This is a genomic window from Pseudomonas sp. IT-P12 (assembly GCF_949767465.1).
GTDB lineage: Bacteria > Pseudomonadota > Gammaproteobacteria > Pseudomonadales > Pseudomonadaceae > Aquipseudomonas.
This window is the reverse complement of sequence record NZ_CATKPY010000027.1, coordinates 300,224-321,792: the sequence shown is the minus strand read 5'-3', so window position 1 is coordinate 321,792 and position 21,569 is coordinate 300,224. Positions and strand designations below refer to the sequence as shown.

The window sequence follows — 21,569 nt, the reverse complement described above, 5'->3', positions numbered from 1 at the left end:
GCCCGGTCACATCGCGAGCGGGCTCGCTCCCAAAATGGAGTGTGAACCACTGTGGGAGCGAGCCCGCTCGCGGTGAGGGCCTGGCAGGCGCCACTCAATGCTCAGGCTTCGCCGCCGGCTGCCACAGTATTTCCGCCACCCCCTGGCGCCGGGCAATCACCCGCGCTGCCACAAACAACAGATCCGACAGTCGATTGATGTAGGCCAGCCCGACCCCGGCCAGGGGTTCGAGCGCATTCAAGTGCTGACACCGTCGCTCGGCGCTGCGCGCCAGGCTGCGGCATACGTGGGCCTGGGCAATCAGCATCGAGCCACCGGGCAGAATGAAATTCGCCAGTGGCCCCAGCTCCTCGTTCCACACATCAATCGCTGTTTCCAGACGCTCGATTTCCGCGAGGTTCAGCGCCTGGTATTCCGGCATCGCCAATTCGCCCCCCAGGTCGAACAACCGATGCTGACAGGGCGCCAGCACTGCGCTCACTTCGTCCAGGCTCGCCGTCTCCAGCCCGGCGAGCAGCACGCCCAACTGACTGTTCAACGTGTCCACCTCACCGATCGCCTCGATCCGCGGATGGTCCTTGGGGACGCGACGGCCGTCGCCCAGTCCGGTCTCGCCTGTGTCGCCGGTGCGGGTGTAAATCTTCGACAAGCGAAAACCCATGGTTACCTCGAAAGCTGATTGAGTTCTTGAGAGACGAGCGGGGTGCTCGTCAGGGGCAGGCGCAAGGTGAAACAGGTGCCTTGGCCCAGGGTCGACTGAACTTCCATCTGGCCCTTGTGATTGTTGGTGATGATGAAGTACGAAACCGACAGCCCAAGCCCGGTGCCCTGGCCGATTTCCTTGGTGGTGAAGAACGGCTCGAACGTGCGTTTGCGCACGTTCTCGCTCATGCCGATGCCGTTATCCTCGACCTGGATTTCCGCCCAGGGTGGATTGAGTCGGGTGCGCAGGATGATCCGTCCCGGCTCGCTGTCATCTTCGCGCTGGTGAATCGCCTGGGCGGCGTTTTTCAGCAGGTTCAGCAACACTTGCTCGAGCTCGTTGGCGGTGCCGGGCACCGGGCCCAGCGTCGGATCGAACTGACGAATGATCGCCTGGCCCTTGAAGTCGAAGCCGATCGCCAGGTCGAAATCGTTGCCGGCAATTTCCACGGCCTGGTCGATCAGCGCCGGCAGGTCGCACGGCGCCATCTGCCGGGTGCTGCGGCGGCTGAAACTGAGCATGTGGGTGACGATTTTCGCGGCCCGTGCACCGGCTTGCTGGATGCCGTCGAGCAACTGCGGCACTTCGCGGGCCCGCAGGTACTCATTGACCGTATCCAGCTCGATGCCGATCTGCTCGGCCTGTTCGAGGTTTTTCGGCAGTTCCGTGGACAGGCGCCGACGAATGTTCTGCACGTTGTGCAGGATCGCTCCCAGCGGATTGTTGATTTCGTGAGCCATGCCGGCGGCGAGCCCGCCGACCGAGAGCATTTTTTCCGACTGCACCATCATCTCTTCCAGGGACAGGCGCTGGGTGATGTCGTCGATCCGGATCACCACGCCGCGCCCGGCGCCGCCCATCAGCGGGTAGAAGGTCAGGGCGTAGTGCTTGGGCTCATCGTCCTTCAGCCAGGTCACGCGCTCGATCTTCGCCACCGTGTGCTGCTCGACGGTCTGCTTGAGTTGCGGCAGAAACGGCTTGAGCGGTTCGAACGCGAGGAAGATCGGTTGATTCAAGGCTTCGTCCAGGCGCGTGCCCGAAAGGGCGCTGGCCTCCTGGTTCCATTGAGTCACGTAGAGCTGCTCATCGAGGGCAATCAACGCCGACGGCATGGAGTCGATGATGCTGTTGAGGTAGTTCTGGAACCCGGTGAGTTTCTTTTCGATCTTGCTGCGCACCTGGACTTCGAGTTCCAGCTTGCGGTTGGTGTGACGGGTTTCTTCGGCCAGCCCCTGGGCCTGGTCATAAGCCGCCTGGGAATCGTCCCGCGCCCGTTTGAGTTGCTGCTCCCGGGCCTCGATGCGCGAGAGCATGGTATTGAAGGCCTCGGCCAGGCTGCCGATTTCGTCATGATTGCCGCGCGAGGCGCGCAGGGCGTAATTCTCTTCGCGGGTCACCTGCCGCGACAATTCCTCCAGCTGATGGATCGGCCGGGTGATCAGGCGCTTGATCTGCCGGGCGATGATCAGCCACAACAGTACGCTGAAGATCAGGATGCCGAGGCTGGCGGTCAGGGTCCCGGTATAGAACGCCATCGGCAACTCACTGCTGGCGACCAGCAGCAAATGACCGGGCGCGGTGCCTGGGCGGGGCAGGGTGATCAACTGATTGCTGCGGAACTCAGTGGCTTGCCAGGCTTCGATGTGGCGATAACGCTCGGGCAACTTGAGTTTGTCGCCATGCTGCAACTGCGCCAGGCGTTCACCCTTGCCGTCATACAGCGCCGCTGCGCGCAGGGGTGAATAACTGTTGAGCTCGTTGAGCAGGCGTTCGGCACTTTGCGGGGATTGCAGGGCTTCGGACACCAGGCTCGGGTTGGACACCAGCCGGCCGATGGTCTGCAAGGCCTGGGGCGCCATGCTTTCCTGGGAGATGTAGTACGCGGCGCTGATGAAGGTCAGGTTGGCGACCAGCAGAACGGTGGTCAACAACACCAACAGGGCAGCCAGCAGTTTCTGGCCGACCGGAAGGTTTTCAAGGCGCTGGCGCAATGGCATCAGTGTGATCGCTGCACAAGGAACAAGTGGCCAGCGTAGCCGCTGCTCAGTCGCTGGGCAATCCGAGGCTGTGCAGATGGGCGATCAGCCGCTGCTGCAACTGGTTGAGGTGCGGCAGGTTCAGCTGATGCCGTGCGGCCGTTTTGCAGGCGTAGCCCAGCAGGTAGCTGATTTCGGTGCGGCGCCCCTGCGCGACATCCTGGTACATCGAGGAGTAATTGGCGGCGGTGGCGTGGATCACCCGTTCGACTTCCTGCTGGAGATCCTCGGCCGCGGCCGGCTGACCGCAGCGCTCCAGCAATTCGCGCAGTTCCCGGCAGAGGGTCGCGACTTCGCAATGATGATCCTGCAAGCCGCCATTACGGCAATCGTGCAGCACGGTCAGCGGGTTGATCGCGCAGTTGAGGGCCAGTTTGCGCCATAGCCGGGTGAGGATGTCGATGCTCCACGCGTGGGGAATACCGGCGGCGATCAGGTCGTCCAGCCAGATAGGCGCCACCGGATGCCCGGCATCCCCCAACCAGGTATAGCCATGGCCGGCGAACACCACGCGCCAGTCGCCTTCGCGAAATGCACCTTCGGTGCTCGATGCGCTGATGCAGCGGGCGTGCGGCACCTGTGCGGCGACGGCGTCCTGACTGCCGAGGCCGTTCTGCAGCAGAATCAGCTCAGCACCGGGGGCCAGGCGTGACGCCAGGCGGGCGACCGCTTGCTCGGCATCGTAGGCCTTGCAGGCCACCAGAAGTCGGTTGATCGGCTCGCCGCTGTCGGCCGTTTCACCGGGAATGTCCCAGGTGTGCGCCTCGCCCTGTTCCACCAGCGTCAGCCCGCCCGCCGCCCGATAGGCCTGCAACCGCGCGTCATCGCGCACGATCAGCCTGACCGGTATTCCGGCCCGCGCCAGGCGCGTGGCCCACAAGGTGCCAAGGCTGCCGGCGCCCAGCACATGCCAGGAGGTGGACATCAGCTTTTTGCTCTGTTTGAGGCGCGCATCGAGGGCTCGCAGTGAATGATGGGAAAGACCCGTTATAATCAGCGCGGATTTTAACCGCAAGCCAGGTGTGCTCCATCGTGATTGAGCGCGCCCTTTATTGGAGAAATTACATGCCGTCGTTCGACGTGGTATCCGAACTGGACAAACACGAAGTCACCAACGCCGTCGAGAACGCCGTCAAGGAACTCGACCGTCGTTATGACCTGAAAGGCAAAGGCAGCTTCGAGTTCAAGGAAAAGGAACTGACCGTCAACCTCACCGCAGAAGCCGATTTCCAGCTTGAAGCCATGATTGAGATCCTCAAGCTGGCCCTGGTCAAGCGCAAAATCGACGTGCAGTGCCTGGAAGTCAAGGACGCCTATGCGTCGGGCAAGCTGATGAAGCAGGAAGCCGTTCTCAAGGAAGGCATCGACAAGGAGCTGGCGAAGAAAATCGTCGCTCACATCAAGGATGCCAAGCTGAAGGTCCAGGCCGCCATCCAGGGTGAGCAAGTGCGCGTGACCGGCAAGAAACGCGACGATTTGCAGGAAGCCATCGCGGCCCTGCGCGCCAAGACGTTCGATATGCCCCTGCAGTTCAACAACTTCCGCGACTGACCTCTCAGGCGGGAACCTGTGGGAGCGAAACCTGCTCGCGAAAAGCGGCTTGTCAGTCACCCTTGGTGCTGAATGACGCAATGCTTCGCGAGCGGGCTCGCTGCCACCCACCCCGGTCGTGTGTAACTCGACGGCATTTTTCTGCCGCTTATTTTTCGTGTGCCGGATGGCCGGAAATCAGGAGAACGTAGATGGACTTGAACGCTGAAGTGGACAACCTGGTCAAGGCGTCCCAAGCCTGGATCCCGATGATCATGGAGTACGGCAGCCGCGTGTTGCTGGCGATCATCACCCTGGCCATTGGCTGGTGGCTGATCAACAAGGTCACGCAGAAACTCGGTGGCCTGCTGGCGCTGCGCAATGCCGACCTGGCGTTGCAAGGCTTTATCAGCAGCCTGGCAAACATCGTGCTCAAGGTGTTGCTGATCGTCAGCGTGGCTTCGATGATCGGCGTGGAAACCACCTCTTTCGTCGCTGCGATCGGTGCCGCAGGTCTGGCCATTGGTCTGGCGTTGCAGGGCAGCCTGGCGAACTTCGCCGGTGGCGTGCTGATCCTGCTGTTCCGCCCGTTCCGTATCGGTGACTGGATCGAAGCCCAGGGCGTGGCCGGCACGGTCGACAGCATTCAGATTTTCCACACAGTGCTGCGCACCGGTGATAACAAGACCATCATCGTGCCCAACGGCAACCTGTCGAACGGCATCATCACCAACACCAACCGTCAACCCACCCGCAAGGTGGTGTTCGATGTGGGGGTGGATTACGAAGCGGACTTGCAGAAGGCGCGCCAGGTGTTACTGGACCTGGCCAAGGATGAACGCATCCTGACCGAGCCGGCACCCCAGGCGGTTATTTCTACCCTGGGCGATAGCTCGATTACTGTTTCCTTGCGAGTGTGGGTCAAGACGGCGGATTACTGGGATGTCATGTTCATGTTTAATGAACAATCCCGTGATCGATTGAAAGCGGCCGGTATCGATATCCCGTTTCCACAACGTGTGATTCGAGTGGTGCAGGAATCGGCAGTGCAGTAAGTAACAAACATGTAACAAAAAAGGCCCATCCGAAGATGGGCCTTTTTGTTTGTTACCGCAAACTAACTGGATGCGATTACAACAGCGACAGCGGGTAGTCGACGATCAGACGGAACTCTTTGATATCGCCTTCGCCTTGGTCAGCGTTAGCCTGGTGCCATGCTTGACGAATACGGAAGGAGAGATCTTTTGCCGGGCCAGTCTGAACAACGTACTTGGCTTCGAAGTTGGTTTCGTTGTGTTTGCCGTCAGCACCGTACAGCGGGTCACCGTTGGATTTACGGTATACGCTGTTGGCCGCCAGGCCGGTACCGTCGATGTCCCAGCCTTTCACGTAACGGGTCATGAAGCTCAGACCAGGAACGCCGTACTCAGCCATTTTCAGGTCGTAACGGATCTGGGCAGATTTCTCTTCCGGACCGTTGAAGTCAGAGTACTGGATGGAGTTGGCGAGGAAGATCGAGTCGCCACCACGGTTGTTCTTGCCCACGCCGATGTAGTCGAACGGCGTATCACCATTGACCTTCTGGAAGGCTACGGTGAGGGTGTGTGCTTTCAGGAACGAGAAAGCAGCCGCCAGGGAGTACGTGGTGTTGCTGATGTCGCCAGCTTCGGAGTCACCGGTGTCCGAGGTGCGGTAGATGTTACCGTCCAGGTTCAGGGACTGATCGCCACCCATTGGGATGGTGTAGTTGGCGTTGGCGTAGTACTGGTTCCAGATGTCTTCCAGCTTGGCGCCGTACAGGGAAACGCTCAGTGCGTCGGTGATGCCATATTTGCCACCGAAGTAGTCGATGGTGTTGGCTTCGGTGCCGGCGTAGGTTGCAAACAGGCCGCCGTCACGGGAGTTGCGGTCCTGGCTGGTCGACGAGTAGAAGTGACCGGCTTCGAGGTCAAGGTCTTTGACTTCGCTGCTCTGCAGTTGGAAACCGCTGGCAGTTTGAGGAAGGATACGGGAACCGCCGACAGCGAACACTGGAGCAGTGCTTGGCTGCATGTCGCCGACTTTCAGCTCGGTTTTCGATACGCGGAATTTAACAGCGCCACCGGCCTTGCCCTGGCTGTCCTGAACGCCGTTGGCGCCTACAGGCATGTTGCCGGTACCGCCGGTACCGTCGCCACCGTCCAGTTTGATTGCCAGGTAGCCGAAGGCATCAACGCCGACGCCGACAGTGCCCTGGGTATAACCGGAGCTGAAGTTGCCCCAGAAACCTTGGGTCCAGTCTTTCTGGTCGTTGCCGCCGTCTTTGTTATTACGGTTGAAGTAGTAGTTGCGCAGCAGGATGTCTGCTTTTGCGTCTTCAACAAAACCTTTGGCTTCAGCCTGGTCACTTACGAAAGGTGCTGCCGTTGCCACTTGAGTACTGGCGGCTGCTGCAACTGCCAGTGCGATCATGCTCCACTTCATCACGCGCATCGTGATTTGCTCCTTTGGTTTTAGAAGAGTACTGCCGTCCCACCTGTTTTTTTATCTGGGCGGCTCTTTCTTTTTGTGTCGGCGCAAACTTATATCACGCCGACTCTATTGGCGATACTTGCGTATCTAACCTTTCAGCTTCTTTACGACCCTGTCGCAAATGGCTTGGTAGATGTCGCAAATTTACAGCCCCAATGCAATAGGAATGGCAACTACAGCGCTGTTTTCCAGGGCTTGAGCATCGGTTGAAAAGAGTCCTTGGTGCAGCGTTTGAATCTCCATCGGGCAACCCTGCCACTGTTTTTATTGCCTTTGGGCTTCCACGTCCGGCGGAGGCTCTGAAGGCGATGTAGGTGTGAATGCAACAAGCGTGCACAAATTGGCAATTCGCTGTTTTTTTTTCCGAACGCCCGCCCGTTAGCGTAAAAACCTCATAAAACCGGGGGTTACAAGCACCTTTTGAAGGGGCTTGACGCCATGGTTTGCATCGTGTTCAGCGCAGCCGTTCAGCGACGCGACAACGAAAAACGTTACCGGTTCACCCCTTTAGTGAGTAATTGGCGGATGCCCGACGCACTGAGCGTAGACGCACTGTGCGGTTTTGGTGCAAAAAATATTTTTTGCTGTACCGATTTCACACAGTTGTCGCTGTGGTGAAAAGTGAACGGGCCCCGGTTTTCGGGTCATTTTCGTCTGTTTCGTATGGCGCCCGGTGCTGGAATGGTGCGTCCACAGGAAAAATGTCTCATGCCGGGGCATGGTTTGCCGGTGATGGCCGGATAGGAACGTGTTCGTCGTGATACCGGCGTTATTCGCAGGTATGCTGCCGTCCTGTCGCTTGGCGCGCCGTCTCTCGGGGCGAGCGCTAAGCTGAAATGATCAAGACCGGGAGTGCACACAGTGTTCGCTTTAGATCCACGACTTCAACACGACACGCTGCCGATCGGCGATTTCCCGCTCAGCCGGTTGCTGTTGTCCAATGATTCGAACTACCCCTGGTTCATCCTGGTGCCGCGCCGCGCCGACATCAGCGAGATATTTCAGCTCGATGCCGCCGACCAGCAGCAGCTATGGCGCGAAACCACTGTGCTGGCGGAGCTGCTCAAGGATTCGTTTGACGCCGACAAGCTCAATGTCGGGGCGTTGGGTAACGTCGTCAGTCAATTGCACATGCACGTGATCGTGCGCAAGCGCGAGGATGCCGCCTGGCCGGCCCCGGTATGGGGCAAGCACCCGGCCCGGCCGTATACGGCGCAACAGGTCGCGACGATACGCGAGCGGCTGCGCCTGATCCTGACCGAAGATTTCACGTTTCTGGAGGGTTGAGTCATGAGCCTGGAAGAACGCGTTACCGATCTGGAGACCCAGCTGGCGTTTCAGGATGACACCATCCAGGCGCTGAGTGATGTGCTGGCCACACAGCAGCGGGCGGTTGAGCGCCTGCAATTGCAAATGGCCGCCTTGCTCAAGCGGCAAGAGGAGATGGCCGGACAGTTCGGGGTGTTTGAAGAGGAAGCGCCGCCTCCGCATTACTGAACGACTGCGCATAAAAAAAACCGCGAACAGCCGGGCTGCTCGCGGTTTTTTTCAGCCTCGGATCAACGTCGCGGCAGTGCGGCGATCACGTCTTCGGCCTGCAGGCCCTTGTCACGGTTCATGACGGAAAACTCCACGCGCTGACCCTCGACCAGAACGCGGTGGCCTTCACCACGAATGGCCCGGAAATGCACGAAAATGTCATCGCCGGAGTCACGGGAAATAAAGCCGAAGCCTTTGGATGTGTTGAACCACTTGACGGTACCGGTATCGCGGTTGCTCATGTCATAGCTAGGCGAGACGGCGGTCGGGGACGACTTGTAGAAGCTGACGCCCAGGTGCAGAAAAACGGCGATCAGGGCAGCGACCAGGCTGAACAGCACGGCCGGCTGACCGGCAATGACCGGCATTGGCGCGAACAGTGTCAGGGTTTGCAGGACGACCGCCAGTACCAGCAGGGCGCTGACGAGGTTCTGCAACTGGTGACGCGGACCTTTGTTCCAGTGAGGAATCACGGGTGCAAGGGTCAGGTTGAGCAGGCCGAAAAAGGCCAGGTACAGTGCATCGGGTTGTTGCAGGTAAGGAACAGCCTCGGACCGCAGGCTGGGGATGAAGGACAGCAGCAAGGCTGCTGCGCCCATTAGGAGGTGGACGATTTTCAACATTTTGATTAACTCACGTTCAGGCGGATCACAAGGAAGAGCTGATCGGGCACGGTTCGCTTCGAAACAATGAGAGGCGTTGGACACGCACCAGGCTTCAGCCTATGCGCAGCGCCCGGAAAAAAAGGCGTTGACGACACGTTGTCTATTTAACAGCAAAGCTCGCGGCTACTCAAATCAGGGTGTCCAGCGGTGTCTCGGGGCGATTTGTCACAGGCGGCGGGCGCAATCCGGGCTGTGATTGCGCGACGGTCTTGCTAGAGTGGTCCTGCACCTGTTGGATGAATTCATCACCGTTAGGGGAAAAGCATGGCAATCGATATCGGTATCAGTGAAGAAGACCGCAAGTCCATCGTCGACGGACTTTCGCGTCTGCTGGCAGACACTTATGTACTTTATTTGAAAACCCATAACTTCCACTGGAATGTCACCGGTCCGATGTTTCGGACCCTGCACTTGATGTTCGAGGAGCAATATAACGAGTTGGCGCTGGCGGTCGATTCGATTGCCGAGCGTATTCGCGCGCTGGGTTTTCCAGCACCGGGCGCCTATTCGATTTATGCGCGTCTTTCTTCAATCAAGGAAGAGGCGGGTGTGCCCACTGCAGATGAGATGATCAAGCAACTAGTCGAAGGGCAGGAAGCGGTCACACGTACGGCGCGGGGGATCTTCCCTCTGTTGGACAAGGTCAGCGACGAGCCTACCGCCGACTTGCTGACCCAGCGCATGCAGGTACACGAGAAAACTGCGTGGATGTTGCGTGCCTTGCTGGATTGACAGCCCCCATGGCGCGCGGAACACACCGGGCCGGTGTGGTTCGCGCGCTGTATTCTTGTACCTGTTCCTGCGGGAACTCACGCTCCGCTCTGTGGGAAATTGTCCAGACTAGGACGGTCTCCGTGATCTGCCTCTTGGTGTTGGCTTATCCTACGTCGACGGTCATAAAGTCATCTGGATATAACTTTGCACCTGCGGTTTTATAAGCCCCGCAACATGGCTTTTATAGAAACCAGAGATGGCAAAGGAGTGTCAGCAGTATGGTTTATGACGGCAGATTAAATGAAGGAAGGTTGGGTCCATTAAAGGATGTAAGGATCGACCCGTTTGTCAGTGAGTTCGATATGGGGCTGGCCCAGCCGTTATCGCGGTCGGTTCGCTTGAATGGTTTTGCCACCTGTTTGCGGCTTGAGCAGGTTTATTGGGATATCCTGGGGGAAATGGCGAAAATCAATTGCTGTTCCGTCAGCGCCCTGTTGTCCCATGTCGATCGCGAAGTGCATTTGCGCCACGGCGGGGTGAAAAATTTCAGCGGATTGGTCCGGGTCGTCTGCGTCGTGCACAGCCGCAACGAGGAGCGAGGCGGTGTCCTGGCGTAGCGCTGACGGTGCCGCGCATCAAGTGTCGGTCTGTGCTGTGTTACGGCTGCACAGGCCGCATTTAATGGATATAATCCCGCTCTTTGCCGCAAGACCCAGCGTGTGCGGTAGCATTCTGATCGCCGAGACAACCCCCATGCCGATGTACGACTATCAATGTGCTTCCTGTGGTCATCAGTTGGAAGCCATTCAAAAGATCAGCGCAGCACCGCTGGTCGACTGCCCTGCCTGCCAGGCGCCAGAGCTTAAGAAAATGCTGTCGATGCCGGGTTTCCGCCTCAGCGGCACCGGCTGGTACGAAACCGATTTCAAGACCGGGTCCAAGAAGAATCTGGCCGGTGGCGATAAAGCCGACTAAGGTCTGCAACCCGATTGAACGACACGTGCGAGCTCTTGCAGCATTCTTCAGCACTTGAAGTGCGCAAGGCCTCCAACCGAATTTCGAATTACGAGAAGTGAAACCACGACCATGATGCGCAGCCATTATTGCGGCCAACTGAACGAAAGCCTGGACGGCCAGGAAATTACCCTTTGCGGATGGGTTCACCGTCGCCGTGACCACGGTGGGGTGATTTTCCTCGATATCCGTGATCGTGACGGCCTGGCGCAGGTGGTGTTCGACCCGGATCGCGCCGAGACCTTCGCCGTCGCCGACCGTGTGCGCAGCGAATACGTGGTCAAGGTGACCGGCAAGGTGCGCCTGCGTCCGGCCGGTGCCACCAACGCCAACATGGCGTCGGGCATGATCGAAGTGCTGGGTTACGAACTGGAAGTGCTGAACGAAGCGGAAACCCCGCCGTTCCCGCTCAACGAGTTCTCTGACGTTGGCGAGGAAACCCGTCTGCGCTATCGCTTCCTCGACCTGCGTCGTCCGGAAATGGCAGAGAAGCTGCGTCTGCGTTCGCGCATGACCACCAGCATCCGTCGCTACCTGGACGAAAACGGCTTCCTCGACGTCGAGACGCCGATCCTGACCCGTGCGACGCCGGAAGGCGCCCGCGACTACCTGGTGCCGAGCCGTACCCACGCGGGTTCGTTCTTCGCCTTGCCGCAATCGCCCCAGCTGTTCAAGCAACTGCTGATGGTGGCCGGCTTCGACCGTTACTACCAGATCGCCAAGTGCTTCCGCGACGAAGACCTGCGTGCCGACCGTCAACCTGAATTCACCCAGATCGACATCGAAACCAGCTTCCTCGATGAAAAAGACATCATGGGCCTGACCGAAGGCATGATTCGCAACCTGTTCAAGGAAGTGCTGGATCTGGAGTTCGGCGATTTCCCGCACATGACGTTCGAAGAAGCCATGCGTCGCTACGGTTCCGACAAGCCGGACCTGCGTAACCCGCTGGAACTGGTGGACGTTGCCGACCAGCTCAAGGACGTTGAATTCAAGGTCTTCAGCGGCCCGGCCAACGACCCGAAATGCCGTGTGACTGCACTGCGCGTACCGGGTGCGGCGAGCATGCCGCGCAGCAAGATCGACGAGTACACCAAGTTCGTCGGCATCTACGGTGCCAAGGGCCTGGCGTACATCAAGGTCAACGAGCGTGCCAAAGGCGTCGAAGGCCTGCAGTCGCCAATCGTCAAGAACATTCCCGAGGCCAACCTCAACGTGATCCTCGATCGCGTTGGTGCGGTTGACGGCGACATCGTGTTCTTCGGTGCGGACAAGTTCAAGATCGTCAGCGAGGCCCTGGGCGCGTTGCGGATCAAGCTGGGTCACGACCTGAACCTGCTGACCTGCGAGTGGGCGCCGATGTGGGTCGTCGACTTCCCGATGTTCGAAGAGAACGACGACGGCAGCTTCAGTGCGCTGCACCACCCGTTCACCGCGCCGAAGTGCACCCCGGCGGAGCTGGAGGCCAACCCGGCCACCGCACTGTCCCGTGCCTACGACATGGTCCTGAACGGCACCGAGCTGGGTGGCGGTTCGATCCGTATCCACCGCAAGGAAATGCAGCAGTCGGTGTTCCGCCTGCTGGGTATCGACGAGGCGGAACAGGAAGAGAAGTTCGGCTTCCTGCTCGACGCCCTGAAATACGGCGCCCCGCCGCACGGTGGCCTGGCCTTCGGCCTGGACCGCCTGGTGATGTTGATGACCGGCGCCCAGTCCATCCGTGAAGTGATTGCCTTCCCGAAAACCCAGAGTGCTGCCGACGTCATGACGCAAGCGCCGGGTGTGGTGGATGCCAAGGCCTTGCGCGAATTGCACATTCGTTTGCGCGAAACGCCAAAGGCTGAGTAAGAGGGGCCTGAAGGCGCATCTTCGGATGCGCCTTTTCTTTATGCACAGGTCGAGATTTTTTGTTTGCCGGCCGGCGCCTCTGGGCGTGGCGGGTAATGTTTCAAAGAGCATTCGGAGCGAGTTATGGCAGGTCATTCCAAGTGGGCGAACATCAAGCACCGCAAAGAACGTCAGGATGCCAAGAAAGGCAAGATTTTCACCAAGTGGATCCGTGAGCTGACTGTCGCGGCCCGTCAGGGCGGCGGCGATCCGGGCTCCAACCCGCGTCTGCGCCTGGCGCTGGACAAGGCGTTGGGGGCGAACATGAGTCGCGACATCATCGATCGCGCCGTCGCCCGTGGTGCGGGTGCGGCCGACACCGACGACATGGTCGAACTGACCTATGAAGGCTACGGCCCGGGCGGCGTCGCGGTGATGGTCGAGTGCATGACCGACAACCGCAACCGCACGGCGGCGGCTGTTCGCCATGCGTTCAGCAAGTGTGGCGGCAACCTGGGCACCGACGGCTCCGTCGCCTACCTGTTCGAGCGCAAGGGGCAGATTTCCTTTGCCGCCGGCGTGGATGAAGATGCACTGATGGAAGCGGCGATGGAAGCCGATGCCGATGACGTGGTCACCCACGAAGACGGCTCCATCGATGTGTTCACCTCGTTCGCCGGTTTCTACGCCGTGCGCAACGCCCTGGAAGCTGCGGGCTTCAAGGGGCAGGATGCGGAAATCGTGATGCTGCCGACCACCAGCGCCGAGCTTGATCTGGAGGGCGCCGAGAAAGTCCTCAAGTTGATCGATATGCTCGAAGACCTCGATGATGTGCAGAATGTCTACTCCAATGCGGACATCCCGGAAGATGTGGCTGCGCAGCTCGGGTAAGTACCGCCGGGCATACTTGTGGGAGCGGGCTTGCTCGCGAAAGCGGATTTTCAGGCAACATGGTTGCCGAATGTGAAACCGTATTCGCGAGCAAGCCCGCTCCCACATTTGTTATTTGTTTAGTTGATCGCAGGCGTTATGACTTTAATTCTTGGTATCGACCCTGGTTCGCGCATCACCGGTTACGGCGTGGTGCGCGATACCGGTCGTGGCTGCGAGTACGTGGCCTCCGGCTGTATCCGCACTGGCGCCGGTGAGCTGCATGAGCGCCTGCAGATTGTTTACCGCGGAGTGCGGGAAATCATTCAGACCTACCACCCGGTGACCATGGGCATCGAAAAGGTGTTCATGGCACGCAACGCCGACTCCGCCCTGAAGCTGGGGCAGGCCCGTGGGGCGGCCATCGTGGCGGGGGCCGAAGAGAGCCTGGAAATCGCCGAGTACAGCGCAACACAGGTCAAGCAGGCGGTGGTCGGCACGGGCGCGGCCAACAAGGAGCAAGTGCAGATGATGGTCATGCACATGCTGAAACTGACCAGCAAACCGCAGATCGATGCCTCCGATGCCCTGGCCATCGCCATTTGCCATGCCCACACCCGTTCCAGCCTGCTGCCTCATGGCCTGGGCGCAGCACGCAGTCGTGGCGGACGCCTGCGTCTCTGATAGCATCAGCAATCATTTTTCCGGAATGAGGGTTTTGCGCCTGTGTTGTCGGCGTGAAACCCTTGTTCTGTCAGTCGCCAGTAACACCCTGGCCAACGCTCAAGGATCTGTAACGTGATTGGACGCTTGCGCGGCACCCTGGCTGAGAAACAGCCGCCGCACCTGATTCTGGATGTAAACGGCCTGGGCTACGAGCTGGAAGTACCCATGACCACGTTGTATCGCTTGCCGTCGGTCGGTGAACCGCTGACGCTGCACACCCATTTGGTCGTGCGTGAAGACGCGCAGTTACTCTATGGGTTCGCCAGCAAGCGTGAGCGAGACTTTTTTCGTGAGTTGATCCGTCTCAATGGTGTCGGGCCGAAATTGGCGCTGGCCTTGATGTCGAGCCTGGAAGTGGATGAGCTGGTACGTTGTGTGCAGTCCCAGGACACCTCGGCGCTGACCAAGGTGCCGGGCGTTGGCAAAAAGACCGCCGAGCGTCTGCTGGTGGAGCTCAAGGACCGCTTCAAGGCATGGGAAACCGTGCCGGCGATGTTCGCCCTGGTGCCCAACCAGCCGGGCGGGCCGGACGTGGCCCCGGTCGCCAGCGCCGAAACCGACGCGGTCAGCGCGCTGATTTCCCTGGGCTACAAGCCCCAGGAGGCCAGCAAGGCGGTGTCCGCGATCAAGGAGAAAGGTTTGAGCAGTGAAGACATGATTCGTCGTGCCCTGAAGGGAATGATCTAAGTGATTGAAGCTGATCGTCTGATAACCGCCTCGCCCGTGCCTCGGGAGCGCGAGGAAGTCCAGGACCGGGCGATTCGTCCTGTCAGCCTGGCGGAGTACATTGGCCAGCCGACCGTTCGCGAGCAAATGGAGTTGTTCATCCAGGCCGCCCGCGGGCGTAACGAGTCCCTGGACCACACGCTGATCTTCGGTCCGCCAGGCCTGGGCAAGACCACCCTGGCAAACATCATTGCCCAGGAAATGGGCGTGTCGATCAAAAGCACCTCCGGGCCTGTCCTTGAGCGCCCGGGTGACCTGGCTGCGCTACTGACCAACCTCGAGCCGCACGATGTGCTGTTCATCGACGAAATCCATCGCTTGTCGCCGATCGTCGAAGAAGTGCTGTACCCGGCCATGGAAGACTTCCAGCTCGACATCATGATTGGCGAAGGGCCGGCTGCGCGCTCGATCAAGCTGGACTTGCCGCCGTTCACCCTGGTGGGCGCGACGACGCGTGCCGGCATGTTGACCAACCCGCTGCGAGACCGGTTCGGCATCGTCCAGCGGCTCGAGTTCTATAGCACGGCCGACCTGGCCACGATCGTCGGCCGTTCGGCCAATATCCTCGGTTTGCCGCTGGACCCGGACGGGGCTTTCGAGATCGCCCGTCGCGCCCGTGGCACCCCACGGATTGCCAATCGGCTGTTGCGCCGGGTTCGCGACTTCGCCGAAGTGCGCGGCAAGGGCCATATCACCAAGCCGATTGCCGACCTCGCCTTGAACCTGCTGGATGTCGACGAGCGTGGCTTCGATCACCAGGACCGGCGCCTGCTGTTGACCATGATCGAGAAGTTCGATGGTGGGCCGGTCGGTGTCGACAGCCTGGCTGCCGCGATCAGTGAGGAGCGCCATACCATCGAGGATGTGCTGGAGCCTTACCTGATTCAGCAGGGCTACATCATGCGCACGCCCCGGGGGCGGGTCGTCACACGGCATGCGTACCTGCATTTTGGCTTAAACATTCCGTCACGATTGGGCGAAATGCCCGTGGTAGACGAGTTTCTTGACGGTGCTGACGATTAATTAACGTCTGCGTGCTGATTTTTCGGGCATTGTGCTGTCCTAGGACCGTACTTTCTCCGGTAAAGCCGCAGAACCATGAAAAACAGTTGCCTGGCCGGATTGGCAACCTGAGGAGTAAGCACTAGAGTATGCGCGCGCAAAACGGGCTTGAGCCGTTCGCACATCGTTGTCGCGTTTATTACGAGGACACCGATGCCGGCGGCATCGTGTATTACGTTAATTACCTCAAGTTTATGGAACGGGCTCGAACCGAGCGGCTCCGGGAGCTGGGCTTTGCCCAATCCCAGCTGGCAGGGGAGGACCTGTTGTTTGTCGTGCATTCCAGCGAAGCGCGCTACTACGCGCCGGCGCGACTGGACGACGAGCTGCTGGTAAGCGCTGAAGTAATCGAATTGAACCGTGTCAGCCTGCGCTTCAAACAGCAGGTCAGGCGGGCTACGGATGATGCGCTGCTCTGCGAAGGGCAGTTCCTGGTGGCCTGTGTGCGCACCAACAGTTTGAAACCCCGGGCCATTCCCGAAACTCTACGTGCGGCCTTTGCCGACGTGAGCGGCGCGGGTACACACTCAAAGCAGGAGATAAAGCGTGGAAGCTAACGTCGTCGACCATTCCTCCATGTGGAGCCTGGTCAGCAATGCCAGTATCGTGGTGCAACTGGTGATGCTGACCCTGGTAGCCGCATCGGTGACCTCATGGATCATGATTTTTCAGCGCAGCAACCTGTTGCGCGCCGGTCGACGTGCCCTGGAGAGCTTTGAAGAGCGCTTCTGGTCCGGTATCGACCTGTCCAAACTCTACCGTCAGGCCGGCAGCAACCCCGATCCGGATTCGGGCGTGGAACAGATCTTCCGTGCCGGTTTCAAGGAGTTTTCCCGTCTGCGCCAGCAGCCAGGCGTTGACCCGGAAGCGGTCATGGAAGGCGTGGCCCGTGCCATGCGCGTTGCCATCTCCCGTGAAGAAGAAAAGCTCGAACAGAGCCTGCCATTCCTGGCCACTGTCGGTTCCGTCAGCCCGTACATCGGTCTGTTCGGTACGGTCTGGGGGATCATGAACTCCTTCCGCGGCCTGGCCACTGCCCAGCAAGCGACCCTGGCCACCGTGGCCCCGGGTATCGCCGAAGCCCTGATCGCGACCGCCATCGGCCTGTTCGCCGCAATCCCGGCCGTTATCGCCTACAACCGTTTCGCCGCCCGCAGCGAAACGCTGATCAGCCGCTACTACACCTTCGCCGATGAATTCCAGGCGATCCTGCACCGCAAAGTGCACACCAGCGAAGACTAAGCAGGTATTTTCCAATGGCTTTAATCGCTCGAGCCCGCAACAAGCGCAAGCCGGTCGCCGAGATGAACGTGGTGCCATACATCGACGTGATGCTGGTACTGCTGGTCATTTTCATGGTGACCGCGCCGATGCTCAACCAGGGCGTGAAAGTGGATCTGCCCAAGGTTTCCAGCGAAGCCTTGCCGCAGGACAACAACACTCAGGTCCTGACCATTTCGATCAAGGCTGACAAGACCTACTACTGGAACCTTGGCAGCGAAGTCGACACCGAAAAACAGCAGGATCGCGCCATGACCCTGCCGCAGATGACGGATGCGGTGACCAAGATCATTCGTGCCGGCAACGAGGGCGGCAAGCACACCCAGGTGTTCATTCGTGGTGACAAGACCGTCGATTACGGTGCCGTCATGGGGGCGATGGGCGGGCTGCAGAAAGCCGGGGTCGGTAACGTTGGTCTGATTACCGAGGCACCCTGATGCAGCAACAGCGAGAGCCAACAGCCTCGGAAAGCTACTTCTGGCCCAGTGTCTGGGCGATTTGCTTGCACGTGCTGGTTTTCGGCATGTTGTTCGTCAGTTTCGCCTTCACACCGGAGCTGCCGCCGGCCAAGCCGATCGTCCAGGCCACCTTGTACCAGCTGAAATCGAAAAGTCAGGCAACGACCCAGACCAATCAGAAGATTGCGGGCGAGGCGAAGAAATCCGCTGCGCGCCAGACTGAAGTCGAACAGATGGAACAGAAGAAGGTCGAGCAGGAAGCGATAAAGGCTGCGGAACAAAAGAAAGAAGAAGCGGCTCAAAAGGCCGAGGAAGCCAAGAAGGCCGACGAGTCGAAGAAAGCGGAAGAGGCGAAAAAGGCTGACGAAGCCAAGAAAGCCGATGAAGCGAAGAAGACCGCCGAGGCCAAGAAGGCAGAAGAGAAACAATTGGCTGATATAGCCAAGAAGAAAGCCGAGGAAGAAGCCAAGAAGGCTGCTGAAGAAGAGGCCAAGAAAGCGGCCGCTGAAGAAGCGAAGAAAAAGATCGTCGAAGACGCGAAGAAGAAAGCCGCGGAAGACGCCAAGAAGAAAGCCGAAGCTGAAGAGGCGAAGAAGAAAGTCGCCGAGGACGCGAAGAAGAAAGCGGCTGCCGATGCTGCGAAGAAGAAAGCGCAGGATGCGGCACGTAAATCTGCCGAGGATAAAAAGGCTCAGGCCCTGGCAGACCTGCTTTCCGATACGCCCCAACGTCAGCAGGCCTTGGCGGATGAGCAGGGTGACGAAGTCGCCGGCAGTTTCGATGACCTGATCCGCGCTCGTGCAGCGGAAGGCTGGGCTCGCCCGCCGTCGGCGCGCAAGGGCATGACGGTGGTGTTGCAGATCGGCATGTTGCCGGACGGCACGGTGACCTCGGTCAGCGTGGCCAAGTCCAGTGGTGACGGTCCGTTTGACGCATCGGCCGTGGCCGCGGTGAAGAATATTGGACGTTTGACAGAAATGCAGGGAATGAAGCCGAGCGATTTCGCTCCGTATCGTTCATTCAAGATGACATTCACACCTGAGGATCTAGCCTTGTGAGAAACCTTCTTCGAGGAATGCTGGTCGTTATCTGCTGCATGGCAGGGATGGCGATGGCCGATGAGAAAAACATTCTGGTGACCAGCGGCAGCGATCGGGCGACCCCGATTGCAGTCGTACCGTTCGGTTTCCAGGGCGGCAGCGTGCTGCCGGATGACATGGCCGAAATCATCGGTAATGACCTGCGCAACTCGGGTTACTACGCGCCGATTCCAAAGCAGAACATGATCAGCCAGCCGAGCCAGGCCAGCGAAATCATCTTCCGTGACTTCAAGGCGCTGGGTGCCCAGTACGTCATGGTCGGCAGCATCGTTCCGGCGGGCGGTCGCCTGCAGGTCCAGTACGCCCTGTTCAACGTCGCGACCGAGCAGCAAGTGCTGACCGGCAGTGTCTCGGGGGGGGGCGATCAACTGCGCGACATGGCGCACTACATCTCCGACCAGTCGTTCGAAAAGCTCACCGGTATCAAGGGGGCGTTCTCCACGCGTCTGTTGTATGTGACGGCAGAACGTTTCTCCGAGAAGAACACGCGCTACACGCTGCAGCGTTCGGACTATGACGGCGCCCGCGCCGTGACCCTGCTGCAATCGCGCGAGCCGATCCTGTCGCCGCGTTTCGCCCCGGATGGCAAGCGCATCGCCTATGTTTCGTTCGAGCAGAAGCGTCCGCGTATCTTCATGCAGAACATCGACACCGGTCGCCGTGAGCAGCTCACCAACTTCGAAGGCCTGAACGGTGCGCCTGCCTGGTCGCCGGATGGCAATCGCCTGGCGTTCGTACTGTCCAAGGACGGCAACCCGGATATTTATGTGATGAACCTGGGTTCGCGTCAGATCTCCCGTGTCACCAACGGTCCCGGCATCAACACCGAACCGTTCTGGGGCAAGGACGGCTCGACCATCTACTTCACGTCGGACCGTGGCGGCAAGCCTCAGATCTACAAGACCAGCGTGGGCGGTGGCGGTGCGGAGCGTGTGACCTTTGTCGGTAACTACAACGCCAACCCGAAACTGTCGGCTGATGAAAAGACCCTGGTGATGATTCACCGCCAGGACGGCTTCACCAATTTCAAGGTGGCGGCCCAGGATCTGCAGCGGGGAAGTGTAAAAATCCTCACTGATAGCACTCTGGACGAGTCGCCTACTGTTGCGCCCAACGGCACCATGGTAATCTACGCCACCCGCCAGCAGGGCCGGGGAGTCTTGATGCTCGTGTCCATCAACGGACGCGTAAGGCTCCCGCTTCCTACCGCACAAGGCGAAGTCAGAGAACCTTCCTGGTCCCCTTACCTGAACTGACGCGGCGCTACACGTTTTACTTAACACACTGGGGTTCATTAGGAGTTTCACGATGGAAATGCTGAAGTTTGGTAAATTTGCTGCGCTGGCTCTGGCCATGGCTGTAGCTGTAGGTTGCTCGTCCAAAGGCGGCGACAACGCCGGTGAAGGCGCTGTTGATCCAAACGCTGGTTACGGCGCTAACACTGGTGCTGTTGACGGCTCCCTGAGCGAAGAAGCTGCTCTGCGCGCAATCACCACCTTCTACTTCGAATACGACAGCTCGGACCTGAAGCCAGAAGCCATGCGCTCCCTGGACGTTCACGCCAAGGACCTGAAAGCAAACGGCGCTCGCGTTGTTCTGGAAGGCAACACCGACGAACGTGGTACTCGTGAGTACAACATGGCACTGGGCGAGCGTCGTGCGAAAGCCGTTCAGCGCTACCTGGTACTGCAAGGTGTTTCCCCAGCTCAGCTGGAACTGGTTTCCTACGGCGAAGAGCGTCCAGTTGCTACCGGCAACGACGAGCAGTCCTGGGCTCAAAACCGTCGCGTCGAACTGCGTAAGTAATTCGTCATGCGAACGTGCCGTCGTGCTGTAACTGTATTGGCTCTCAGTCTCGCACCGCTTGCGGTGTGGGCTGCGGTTCCTGTGGTCGAGGACAACTCCGGCTATAACAATAGCGGGAGCAGTTATCCGCCTGCAGGTTACGGTACGAACGGCGCCTATGCCGGGGGAGGGGCTTCGGCTCCTGCCTCGGCACAGGGCATGCTGTTCAACCAACTGCAACAAATGCAGGATCAGATATCGCGCCAGCAAGGTGTGATTGAGGAACTGCAGAATCAGGTTACGCGCATGAAGCAGGAATCCCTGGAGCGATACCAGGATCTTGATCGGCGCATCGGATCCGGCGTTGCACCTGCCGCGACTCCCGAGAATTCTTCCACCGGTGGCGACTTGAACGCCCCCGGTGCCGCAGCAGGCGCCGGAGCGGCCGGCGCTGCCACCCAAGCGCCTGCCGCCGGTAGTGAACCGGCTGACCCGGCGAAGGAAAAACTGTACTACGATGCAGCCTTCGACCTGATCAAGGCCAAGGACTTCGACAAGGCCAGCCAGGCTTTCAGCGCTTTCCTGCGTAAATACCCGAACAGTCAGTACGCCGGCAACGCCCAGTACTGGCTGGGCGAAGTGAACCTGGCCAAAGGCGATCTGCAAGGTGCAGGTCAAGCCTTTGCCAAGGTTTCGCAGCTGTACCCCAAGCACAATAAAGTGCCTGACTCGCTGTACAAGCTGGCTGACGTAGAACGCCGCCTGGGTCACCAGGACAAGGTCAAAGGCATTCTGCAACAGGTTGTGTCGCAGTATCCGGGCACTTCCGCTGCTCAGTTGGCCCAACGCGATCTGCAGCGCATGTAGGATGGCTTGAGCTGTTTCGAAGAAACCCGCGCTTGTCGCGGGTTTTTTCGTTAGAATTCACGCCCTTTTTATGAAACACGCTTTTTGGGATCTGCGCGTTGGCGGGGTTCCTTGAAGTGCCTGACGGAGGCGGACAGCCTGTTTAGCTGTTACGC

At 59.3% G+C, this 21,569-nt stretch carries 24 protein-coding genes; 19 read left to right on the top strand and 5 right to left on the bottom strand.

Features of this window, described 5'->3' with window-relative positions; translation table 11 throughout:
• Positions 1-94: 94 nt before the first annotated feature.
• From ACM6IM_RS28380 to ACM6IM_RS28370, 3 genes are read right to left on the bottom strand one after another with little or no spacing between them, the layout of a single operon-like run.
• A complete protein-coding gene (locus ACM6IM_RS28380; protein WP_414866914.1) occupies positions 95-661 on the bottom strand; it encodes a cob(I)yrinic acid a,c-diamide adenosyltransferase in 567 nt (188 codons plus the stop codon).
• Between the two features lie 2 nt (positions 662-663).
• Positions 664-2,700: a sensor histidine kinase gene (locus tag ACM6IM_RS28375; protein WP_192305535.1), complete on the bottom strand. Its 2,037-nt coding sequence runs from the start codon at positions 2,698-2,700 to the stop codon at positions 664-666.
• 46 nt (positions 2,701-2,746) lie between these two features.
• On the bottom strand, positions 2,747-3,664 hold the full coding sequence (locus ACM6IM_RS28370) for a putative 2-dehydropantoate 2-reductase (protein ID WP_414866913.1): 918 nt from the start codon (positions 3,662-3,664) through the stop codon (positions 2,747-2,749).
• Positions 3,665-3,804: 140 nt separating this feature from the next.
• On the opposite strand from ACM6IM_RS28370, the gene ACM6IM_RS28365 reads away from it, so the two are divergent.
• Both ACM6IM_RS28365 and ACM6IM_RS28360 read left to right on the top strand, forming a co-directional pair.
• The gene (locus ACM6IM_RS28365) at positions 3,805-4,290 is read left to right on the top strand and encodes a YajQ family cyclic di-GMP-binding protein (RefSeq protein ID WP_003193880.1); all 486 of its coding nucleotides are present in this window, start codon (positions 3,805-3,807) and stop codon (positions 4,288-4,290) included.
• A gap of 191 nt (positions 4,291-4,481) precedes the next feature.
• Entirely contained in the window at positions 4,482-5,324 is an 843-nt protein-coding gene (locus ACM6IM_RS28360) for a mechanosensitive ion channel family protein (protein ID WP_192305539.1), read from the top strand.
• 76 nt (positions 5,325-5,400) lie between these two features.
• Here ACM6IM_RS28360 and ACM6IM_RS28355 read toward each other — a convergent pair whose 3' ends face one another.
• Entirely contained in the window at positions 5,401-6,741 is a 1,341-nt protein-coding gene (locus ACM6IM_RS28355) for an OprD family porin (protein WP_192305541.1), read from the bottom strand.
• 900 nt (positions 6,742-7,641) lie between these two features.
• On the opposite strand from ACM6IM_RS28355, the gene ACM6IM_RS28350 reads away from it, so the two are divergent.
• Complete coding sequence (locus ACM6IM_RS28350) at positions 7,642-8,067, top strand: HIT domain-containing protein (RefSeq protein ID WP_414866912.1); 426 nt, start codon at positions 7,642-7,644, stop codon at positions 8,065-8,067.
• A 3-nt stretch (positions 8,068-8,070) separates the two neighbouring features.
• On the top strand, positions 8,071-8,277 hold the full coding sequence (locus ACM6IM_RS28345; RefSeq protein WP_192305545.1) for a SlyX family protein: 207 nt from the start codon (positions 8,071-8,073) through the stop codon (positions 8,275-8,277).
• 62 nt (positions 8,278-8,339) lie between these two features.
• On the opposite strand, the gene ACM6IM_RS28340 is transcribed toward ACM6IM_RS28345, so the two are convergent.
• The gene (locus tag ACM6IM_RS28340; protein WP_414866911.1) at positions 8,340-8,942 is read right to left on the bottom strand and encodes a cold shock domain-containing protein membrane protein; all 603 of its coding nucleotides are present in this window, start codon (positions 8,940-8,942) and stop codon (positions 8,340-8,342) included.
• A 306-nt stretch (positions 8,943-9,248) separates the two neighbouring features.
• Here ACM6IM_RS28340 and ACM6IM_RS28335 point away from each other — a divergent pair, with 306 nt between their 5' ends.
• The 15 genes from ACM6IM_RS28335 (at position 9,249) to ybgF (ending at position 21,414) form a co-directional block, all read left to right on the top strand.
• Positions 9,249-9,716, top strand: a complete 468-nt coding sequence (locus ACM6IM_RS28335) for a Dps family protein (RefSeq protein ID WP_201193467.1) — start codon at positions 9,249-9,251, stop codon at positions 9,714-9,716.
• 260 nt (positions 9,717-9,976) lie between these two features.
• Positions 9,977-10,315: a ribbon-helix-helix domain-containing protein gene (locus ACM6IM_RS28330; protein WP_192305551.1), complete on the top strand. Its 339-nt coding sequence runs from the start codon at positions 9,977-9,979 to the stop codon at positions 10,313-10,315.
• A gap of 136 nt (positions 10,316-10,451) precedes the next feature.
• Positions 10,452-10,673: an FmdB family zinc ribbon protein gene (locus ACM6IM_RS28325; RefSeq protein ID WP_010457489.1), complete on the top strand. Its 222-nt coding sequence runs from the start codon at positions 10,452-10,454 to the stop codon at positions 10,671-10,673.
• A 111-nt stretch (positions 10,674-10,784) separates the two neighbouring features.
• Positions 10,785-12,560 carry an aspartate--tRNA ligase gene (aspS, locus tag ACM6IM_RS28320; RefSeq protein ID WP_201193465.1) on the top strand — a complete coding sequence of 592 codons (1,776 nt, stop codon included), beginning with the start codon at positions 10,785-10,787 and terminating at the stop codon, positions 12,558-12,560.
• Between the two features lie 123 nt (positions 12,561-12,683).
• Positions 12,684-13,430, top strand: coding sequence for a YebC/PmpR family DNA-binding transcriptional regulator (locus tag ACM6IM_RS28315; RefSeq protein ID WP_414866910.1), 747 nt, complete (start codon positions 12,684-12,686; stop codon positions 13,428-13,430).
• A gap of 138 nt (positions 13,431-13,568) precedes the next feature.
• On the top strand, positions 13,569-14,093 hold the full coding sequence (ruvC, locus tag ACM6IM_RS28310; protein WP_192305557.1) for a crossover junction endodeoxyribonuclease RuvC: 525 nt from the start codon (positions 13,569-13,571) through the stop codon (positions 14,091-14,093).
• A gap of 114 nt (positions 14,094-14,207) precedes the next feature.
• On the top strand, positions 14,208-14,822 hold the full coding sequence (gene ruvA, locus ACM6IM_RS28305) for a Holliday junction branch migration protein RuvA (RefSeq protein WP_192305559.1): 615 nt from the start codon (positions 14,208-14,210) through the stop codon (positions 14,820-14,822).
• Positions 14,823-15,884: a Holliday junction branch migration DNA helicase RuvB gene (gene ruvB, locus ACM6IM_RS28300; protein WP_201193459.1), complete on the top strand. Its 1,062-nt coding sequence runs from the start codon at positions 14,823-14,825 to the stop codon at positions 15,882-15,884.
• 128 nt (positions 15,885-16,012) lie between these two features.
• The gene (gene ybgC, locus ACM6IM_RS28295) at positions 16,013-16,480 is read left to right on the top strand and encodes a tol-pal system-associated acyl-CoA thioesterase (protein ID WP_414866909.1); all 468 of its coding nucleotides are present in this window, start codon (positions 16,013-16,015) and stop codon (positions 16,478-16,480) included.
• A complete protein-coding gene (gene tolQ, locus ACM6IM_RS28290; RefSeq protein ID WP_192305565.1) occupies positions 16,470-17,165 on the top strand; it encodes a protein TolQ in 696 nt (231 codons plus the stop codon). Before ybgC ends, tolQ begins: the two co-directional genes overlap by 11 nt.
• 23 nt (positions 17,166-17,188) lie before the next feature.
• Entirely contained in the window at positions 17,189-17,641 is a 453-nt protein-coding gene (gene tolR / locus ACM6IM_RS28285; RefSeq protein ID WP_192306394.1) for a protein TolR, read from the top strand.
• Entirely contained in the window at positions 17,641-18,720 is a 1,080-nt protein-coding gene (gene tolA, locus ACM6IM_RS28280) for a cell envelope integrity protein TolA (RefSeq protein ID WP_192305567.1), read from the top strand. The genes tolR and tolA overlap by 1 nt, the downstream gene beginning before the upstream one ends.
• Positions 18,721-18,737: 17 nt before the next feature.
• Positions 18,738-20,018 (top strand): Tol-Pal system beta propeller repeat protein TolB, encoded by a 1,281-nt coding sequence (gene tolB / locus ACM6IM_RS28275; protein WP_414866919.1) that lies wholly within the window; start codon positions 18,738-18,740, stop codon positions 20,016-20,018.
• A 52-nt stretch (positions 20,019-20,070) separates the two neighbouring features.
• Positions 20,071-20,568, top strand: a complete 498-nt coding sequence (gene pal / locus ACM6IM_RS28270) for a peptidoglycan-associated lipoprotein Pal (protein ID WP_150772357.1) — start codon at positions 20,071-20,073, stop codon at positions 20,566-20,568.
• A gap of 6 nt (positions 20,569-20,574) precedes the next feature.
• Positions 20,575-21,414 carry a tol-pal system protein YbgF gene (gene ybgF, locus ACM6IM_RS28265; protein ID WP_192305569.1) on the top strand — a complete coding sequence of 280 codons (840 nt, stop codon included), beginning with the start codon at positions 20,575-20,577 and terminating at the stop codon, positions 21,412-21,414.
• Positions 21,415-21,569: the final 155 nt, after the last annotated feature.

Coding starts and splice junctions, on each gene's coding strand:
- ybgF (WP_192305569.1), top strand. CDS start 20,575: ATGCGAACGTGCCGTCGTGCTGTAACTGTATTGGCTCTCAGTCTCGCA.
- ACM6IM_RS28365 (WP_003193880.1), top strand. CDS start 3,805: ATGCCGTCGTTCGACGTGGTATCCGAACTGGACAAACACGAAGTCACC.
- tolA (WP_192305567.1), top strand. CDS start 17,641: ATGCAGCAACAGCGAGAGCCAACAGCCTCGGAAAGCTACTTCTGGCCC.
- ACM6IM_RS28330 (WP_192305551.1), top strand. CDS start 9,977: ATGGTTTATGACGGCAGATTAAATGAAGGAAGGTTGGGTCCATTAAAG.
- ACM6IM_RS28315 (WP_414866910.1), top strand. CDS start 12,684: ATGGCAGGTCATTCCAAGTGGGCGAACATCAAGCACCGCAAAGAACGT.
- aspS (WP_201193465.1), top strand. CDS start 10,785: ATGATGCGCAGCCATTATTGCGGCCAACTGAACGAAAGCCTGGACGGC.
- ruvC (WP_192305557.1), top strand. CDS start 13,569: ATGACTTTAATTCTTGGTATCGACCCTGGTTCGCGCATCACCGGTTAC.
- ACM6IM_RS28360 (WP_192305539.1), top strand. CDS start 4,482: ATGGACTTGAACGCTGAAGTGGACAACCTGGTCAAGGCGTCCCAAGCC.
- ACM6IM_RS28335 (WP_201193467.1), top strand. CDS start 9,249: ATGGCAATCGATATCGGTATCAGTGAAGAAGACCGCAAGTCCATCGTC.
- ACM6IM_RS28325 (WP_010457489.1), top strand. CDS start 10,452: ATGCCGATGTACGACTATCAATGTGCTTCCTGTGGTCATCAGTTGGAA.
- pal (WP_150772357.1), top strand. CDS start 20,071: ATGGAAATGCTGAAGTTTGGTAAATTTGCTGCGCTGGCTCTGGCCATG.
- ACM6IM_RS28370 (WP_414866913.1), bottom strand. CDS start 3,664: ATGTCCACCTCCTGGCATGTGCTGGGCGCCGGCAGCCTTGGCACCTTG.
- ACM6IM_RS28340 (WP_414866911.1), bottom strand. CDS start 8,942: ATGTTGAAAATCGTCCACCTCCTAATGGGCGCAGCAGCCTTGCTGCTG.
- ACM6IM_RS28345 (WP_192305545.1), top strand. CDS start 8,071: ATGAGCCTGGAAGAACGCGTTACCGATCTGGAGACCCAGCTGGCGTTT.
- ACM6IM_RS28380 (WP_414866914.1), bottom strand. CDS start 661: ATGGGTTTTCGCTTGTCGAAGATTTACACCCGCACCGGCGACACAGGC.
- ACM6IM_RS28355 (WP_192305541.1), bottom strand. CDS start 6,741: ATGCGCGTGATGAAGTGGAGCATGATCGCACTGGCAGTTGCAGCAGCC.
- ACM6IM_RS28375 (WP_192305535.1), bottom strand. CDS start 2,700: ATGCCATTGCGCCAGCGCCTTGAAAACCTTCCGGTCGGCCAGAAACTG.
- tolB (WP_414866919.1), top strand. CDS start 18,738: ATGCTGGTCGTTATCTGCTGCATGGCAGGGATGGCGATGGCCGATGAG.
- ybgC (WP_414866909.1), top strand. CDS start 16,013: ATGCGCGCGCAAAACGGGCTTGAGCCGTTCGCACATCGTTGTCGCGTT.